The organism is Streptomyces sp. UNOC14_S4, assembly GCF_020740835.1.
In the GTDB taxonomy this organism is placed as follows: domain Bacteria; phylum Actinomycetota; class Actinomycetes; order Streptomycetales; family Streptomycetaceae; genus Streptomyces.
Genome location: NZ_JAINFC010000528.1, coordinates 1 through 5,081, shown reverse-complemented (window position 1 = coordinate 5,081; position 5,081 = coordinate 1). Strand labels below are relative to the sequence as shown.

Here is a 5,081-nt window from a genome sequence, read left to right as displayed (position 1 = left end):
CCCACAGACCACCCAAGGGGCGCGAGGAACTGCGCGAGAAGCGACCACCGGCCCGCAGACGAAGCCCCGGTCACCCCCAAGGCCGCGTCAGAAATCCACCAGCTCCGCGTCATCGACCCGCGCCACCGACTCCTGGCTGAACCGCTTGTCGTACTCCTTGCGGATCTGCTCGATCTTCGGGCTGTCCGCCCCGGCCTCGCCACGCGGGTAGAGCAGCGTCAGCTTGTACGAGCGCTCGCGCTCGATCACGCCGTGCGCATCGCGGTACTGACCGCGCGCGTCCTCCACGGTCAGCCCCGCAGGGAACCGCGGCGTGACGTACGCGTCGACAAAGGCTCTGAACTCCTTGTCGGTCACCGGCGCCCCGCCGTTCGGCTTGGCGGTCCCGAAAAGAAGCTCGGTCTTGATGTACGGCTTGCCGACCGGCTTCGCGGGAGCGGGGGCCGAGGCCGACGACTCGGCTGCGCCCTGGTCGTCGAAGGCCGCGTACGCGGCGGGGGCGCCCGCCCCGAGCAACGCGGCGGCGAGGGCGACTGCGGCGATGCGGGTACGGGAGGAGGCGGTCTTCGGCTGCACGGGCGTGTTCCTTCCCACGGCTCCAGGACGCGAGAACGCTAGCAGCGGAAGGGGTCGTACACGCCGAGAAATGCAGCCATGTCACCTGGCCAGCCAACCAGTTGGCAACACGAGCTCACCGCCCGGCGGCGAGTACCTCGCGCCACACAGGGCTGTCGACGTAGTGGTTGTCATACCGCTCCGACGAGTCCTTGATCTCCTGAGGGCTCGCCTCACCCCGCATGACGCGGCCGAGCAGCCGCAGATAGTCGAAGCGAGCCATGCCGGGCGTGAAAGTGAACAGCACATCCGCCGTGCAGCCGGGGGCGGCGGCGAAGGCGTGCGGGGTGTGCGGCGGCACGAGCAGGAAGTCGCCGGCGTTCAGCACGGAGATCTCCTCATCCACCAGCACCTGGAGCGAGCCGTCGATAACGTAGAAGAGCTCGGACGCACGGGTGTGGAAGTGCGCCGGGGCACCGGGAGCCCCCTCGGCGAAGGTCGACCGGTAGGCGGTCATCAGGCCGCCCGTGGTGTCGGAGTCGGCGAGCAGTGTCATGACGCTGCTGGGGTCGCTCGCGATCTCGGCCTCGGCGGCGCGGGTGAGGACGGCGGGGGAGGCGGCGTTCTTGCTGGCCATGGCGGTGATCTCCTGGGGGTTTCGCACGGCCGCTCGCCGCGCTGACGAGATCGACTTTATGGGTCGGGTGGACCAGCTCATGAGGACAATCCGTGGCCCATTCAGTGGGCCAATTTCACTCCTCCACCACCAGCGCCGCCGTCCCCCGCGTCAGGACCTCGCCCCGGAAGAACGCCGGGCTCCTCCGCTGCATCAGGAGCATCAGCACAGCCCCCACCGCCAAAAGCCCCACCCCGATCACGAAGACCGACCCGACGCCGAAGACCGAACTGCCGCTCCCGTAAGCCGGGTTCCACATGTCGTACAGCGTCTTGCAGAAGACCGCCGCCAGCAGCACCCCGCCCAGCACGGGGAAGACACCCTTGAAGAACGCGTCCCGCACCGACCCCCGCAGCTCACCCCGGAAGTACCACGCGCAGGCGAAGGCCGTGATCGAGTAGTAGAAGCAGATCATGAGGCCCAGCGCGTAGATGGTGTCGATAAGGACGTTCTCACTCAGGAAGCTCATGACCGCGTAGAAAACGCCCGTGGCGACACCCGCCGCGATCGTCGCCCGCCCCGGGGACTTGAAACGGGGATGCACACGCGCGAAGGACGCCGGAAGGGCCTGGTACGTACTCATGGCGAGCACCGTCCGCGCCACCGGAAGGAAAGTCGTCTGCAAACTGGCCGCCGCCGAGGCCAGGACCGCGACGAAGAGCAGGACGCCGAGGGTCGAGCCCAGCACAGGGTCGGCCAGGGCCGCGAAGACGTTGTCGGCGGTGTCCGGGTTGCCGAGGCCCGTTCCCCGTTCCCCCACGCCCGCGAACATCTGCGCCGCCACCGCCGTCAGCAGGTACGAACCGACGAGCACGACCATCGCGATGAGCGCCGCCCGGCCCGGCGTCTTCTCGCTGCCCTGCGTCTCCTCGTTGACCGTGAGGCACGCGTCCCAGCCCCAGTACATGAAGATCGAGAGCGAAAGACCCGCCGTGAAGGCCGCGAAGGACTGGACGCCGAAGGGGTTCAGCCAGGAGAGCGAGAAGCCGATGGACCCCGGCAGCCCGCCCGAGCGCGCCTTGCTCACGGCCATGACCACGAACACGGCGAGTACGGCCAGTTGCAGCCCCACCAGCGCGTACTGCACGCCCTTCGTGGCCGTCATCCCGCGGTAGCTGACCGCGGTGGCCACGGCGATGAAGGCCAGGCAGGTCAGGACGTGCACGGGCCTGTTGCCGTCCAGCCCGGCCACCGAGTCGCTGCCGGTGAGTTCGCCCAGCAGCAAATAGAAGAAAGACGTCGCGACACCCGCCAGATTGGACAGCACGATGATCGTCGCGATGACGAGGCCCCAGCCGCACATCCAGCCGACCCGCGGCCCGAACGCCTGCACCGTCCAGGTGAAGGACGTCCCGCAGTCGGGCACCGCCTTGTTCAGCTCGCGATAGGCGAAGGCCACCAGCAGCATCGGCAGGAAACCCGCCAGGAAGACGGCCGGCATCTGCACGCCGACCTGCCCGACGGTGGGGCCCAGGGTCGAGGTCAGACAGTAGACGGGCGCGACCGTGGAGATCCCGATGACCGCGCTGCCCAACAGCCCCACGGAGTTCCCGCTCAGGCCCTTGGCACGTCGCTTCCCGACGCTCATTACCGTGTCTCCGGCCCGGGGCCGAGGGGCTGTCTGAACCATGAACAGGACGTTAAGTGCTGCTGTTTTCGCAACCGGAGGAACGGAATCCGAGATCCGCTCCTTGAATCCTCCAAACGAGATCGGGAGTTGACCTTTCAAAGCAAGGTCGCCACGCAGTTACGACAGGTAACACCAAGGAGTAACCCGCCCCTCGCCGAACTGCGATAATCGCAGCACTGCACCTTTTGTCCCGTTTCTAAAATTTCCCGCGCCCGCCCCGGCGGCCCGATCCGTCTCAGCCAGTGGTCATCACCCGACGGCCGTCATCCAACGGCCGTCACCCAGCAGCCGTCACCGTCACCGTGTCCCGCCCCGACCGCAGCACCGTCCCCGGCAGCGCGCCCGTCACCACGTCGTGCCGTACGGTCTCCACGCCGTTGACCCGTACGCTCACCACGCCCACCGCCCGCGCGTCCAGCCGCGGCCCGTCGCCCGGGAGGTCGCGGACGAGCGTCGCGGGACCGGCGTCGATCCGGTCGGGGTCGAAGAGCACGAGGTCGGCGTGGGCGCCCTCGGCTATCCGGCCGCGCCCCCGGAGGCCGAACAGGCGCGCCGGGGCGTCGGTCAGCATGCGTACGGCCGTGGGCAGCGGCACCAGGCCGCGGCCGCGCAGGCAGTCGCCCAGGAAGCGCGTCGTATAGGGCGCCCCGCACATCCGGTCCAGGTGGGCGCCCGCGTCCGAACCGCCGAGCAGGACGTCCTCGTGCGTCCAGGTGCGCCCGCGCAGCGCCCAGCTCGCCGGGTCGTCGTCGGTGGGCGTGGGCCACAGCACCGTACGCAGCTCGTCCGCCGCGCAGATCTCCACCAGGCACGCGAACGGGTCCACGCCGCGCTCGGCCGCGATGTCCCGGACGGTGCGGCCCTTGAGGCCGTCGTTCTCCTTCGTGTACGTGTCCCCGATGACGTACCGCCCGAAGTCCACCAGCCGCCGCAGCACCCCGGCCTCCTCGCTGTGCGCCCGGCGCAGCATTTCCTCCCGTACGGCGGGCCTGCGCAGCTCCTCGATGCGCCGGGGGACGGGCAGGGCGAGGACATCGCCCCAGCCGGGCAGCAGGTTGAGCGCGCAGTAGCTGCCGAGGGACATGTTCATGGGCGTGAGGACGGGCATGGTGAGCGCGACGATCCGGCCTCCCGCGGCGCGGGCGCGCGCGCTCGCGGCGAGCTGGCGGGGCACGCGGTCGGGCACGGCGGCGTCCACGGTGAGGACGTTCCAGTTCAGCGGGCGGCCCGCGGCGGCCGTGAGGGCCACCAGCAGCTCCGTCTCCTCCTCCGAGAAGCGGTCCAGACAGCCGGGGACGATGGCCTCCAGCTGGGTGCCCTCGTGCGCGCCGACCGCGCGGGCCAGGGCGAGCAGCTCGTCCGGGCGCGCGTACCGGGAGGCGACGGGGCGGCCGTCGCCGTCGGAGTGCGTGTCGGACAGGGTCGTGGACAGGCCCCAGGCGCCCGCGTCCATCGCCTCGTGCAGCAGACGGCCCATCCGTGCCGCCTGGTCCGCGTCCGGCGTGCCACCGGTCGCCGCGGGCCCCATGGCGTGGCGGCGGAGCGCGCAGTGGCCCACCATGAACCCGGCGTTGACCGCGATCCCGCCGCCCTCCAGCGCGTCCAGGTACTCCCCGAACGACGACCAGGACCAGGGCGCGCCCTGCTCCAGCGCGGAGAGCGACATGCCCTCCACCTTGCTCATCATGCGGCGCGTGTAGTCCGCGTCGTCCGGGCGCGCGGGGTTGAGCGGCGCGAGGCTGAAGCCGCAGTTCCCGCCGACGACCGTGGTGACCCCGTGGCTCATGGACGGCGTGGCGTACGGGTCCCAGAAGAGCTGGGCGTCGTAGTGGGTGTGCGGGTCGACGAACCCGGGCGCGAGGACGAGCCCGGCGGCGTCCTCCTCGGTCCGCGCCCGCTCCCCGACCCGGCCGACGAGCGCCCTCCCGGCCCCTCGCCGTCCGATCGTGGCGATCCGCCCGTCCTTGATCCCGACGTCCGCGGTGTACGGGTCGCCTCCGGTGCCGTCGACGACGGTGGCACGCCGAATGAGATGGTCGAGCATCTGGCTACCGCCTCCGCGTGTCTGGGTTCCCGCCGTTTCCGCCCTGCGGGCGGGAGCGGCCTGCGGCCGCGTCCTCAAACGCCGGACGGGCTTGGTGGGGTTGCTGTGAGAGCAAGAGTCTTTCCGGTGGCTCCGCCCCCAGCCCCGCTCCGGGGGCTCCGCCCCCTGGGCCCCCG

At 70.6% G+C, this 5,081-nt stretch carries 4 protein-coding genes; all 4 read right to left on the bottom strand.

Annotated features, from left to right (window positions below):
• Positions 1–87: 87 nt before the first annotated feature.
• The 4 genes from K6I34_RS31275 to K6I34_RS31260 all read right to left on the bottom strand — a co-directional run bounded on the left by K6I34_RS31275 (position 88) and on the right by K6I34_RS31260 (position 4,905).
• Positions 88–576 carry a DUF3574 domain-containing protein gene (locus K6I34_RS31275; RefSeq protein WP_229331225.1) on the bottom strand — a complete coding sequence of 163 codons (489 nt, stop codon included), beginning with the start codon at positions 574–576 and terminating at the stop codon, positions 88–90.
• A 115-nt stretch (positions 577–691) separates the two neighbouring features.
• Positions 692–1,192, bottom strand: coding sequence for a cupin domain-containing protein (locus K6I34_RS31270; protein WP_229331223.1), 501 nt, complete (start codon positions 1,190–1,192; stop codon positions 692–694).
• A gap of 115 nt (positions 1,193–1,307) precedes the next feature.
• The gene (locus tag K6I34_RS31265) at positions 1,308–2,861 is read right to left on the bottom strand and encodes an APC family permease (RefSeq protein ID WP_229331221.1); all 1,554 of its coding nucleotides are present in this window, start codon (positions 2,859–2,861) and stop codon (positions 1,308–1,310) included.
• Between the two features lie 277 nt (positions 2,862–3,138).
• Positions 3,139–4,905: an amidohydrolase family protein gene (locus tag K6I34_RS31260; protein WP_229331219.1), complete on the bottom strand. Its 1,767-nt coding sequence runs from the start codon at positions 4,903–4,905 to the stop codon at positions 3,139–3,141.
• Positions 4,906–5,081 lie beyond the last annotated feature (176 nt).

What these genes read in the sequence shown, in the direction of transcription:
- K6I34_RS31260 (WP_229331219.1), bottom strand. Translation starts at nt 4,905, where the DNA reads ATGCTCGACCATCTCATTCGGCGTGCCACCGTCGTCGACGGCACCGGA.
- K6I34_RS31270 (WP_229331223.1), bottom strand. Translation starts at nt 1,192, where the DNA reads ATGGCCAGCAAGAACGCCGCCTCCCCCGCCGTCCTCACCCGCGCCGCC.
- K6I34_RS31265 (WP_229331221.1), bottom strand. Translation starts at nt 2,861, where the DNA reads ATGGTTCAGACAGCCCCTCGGCCCCGGGCCGGAGACACGGTAATGAGC.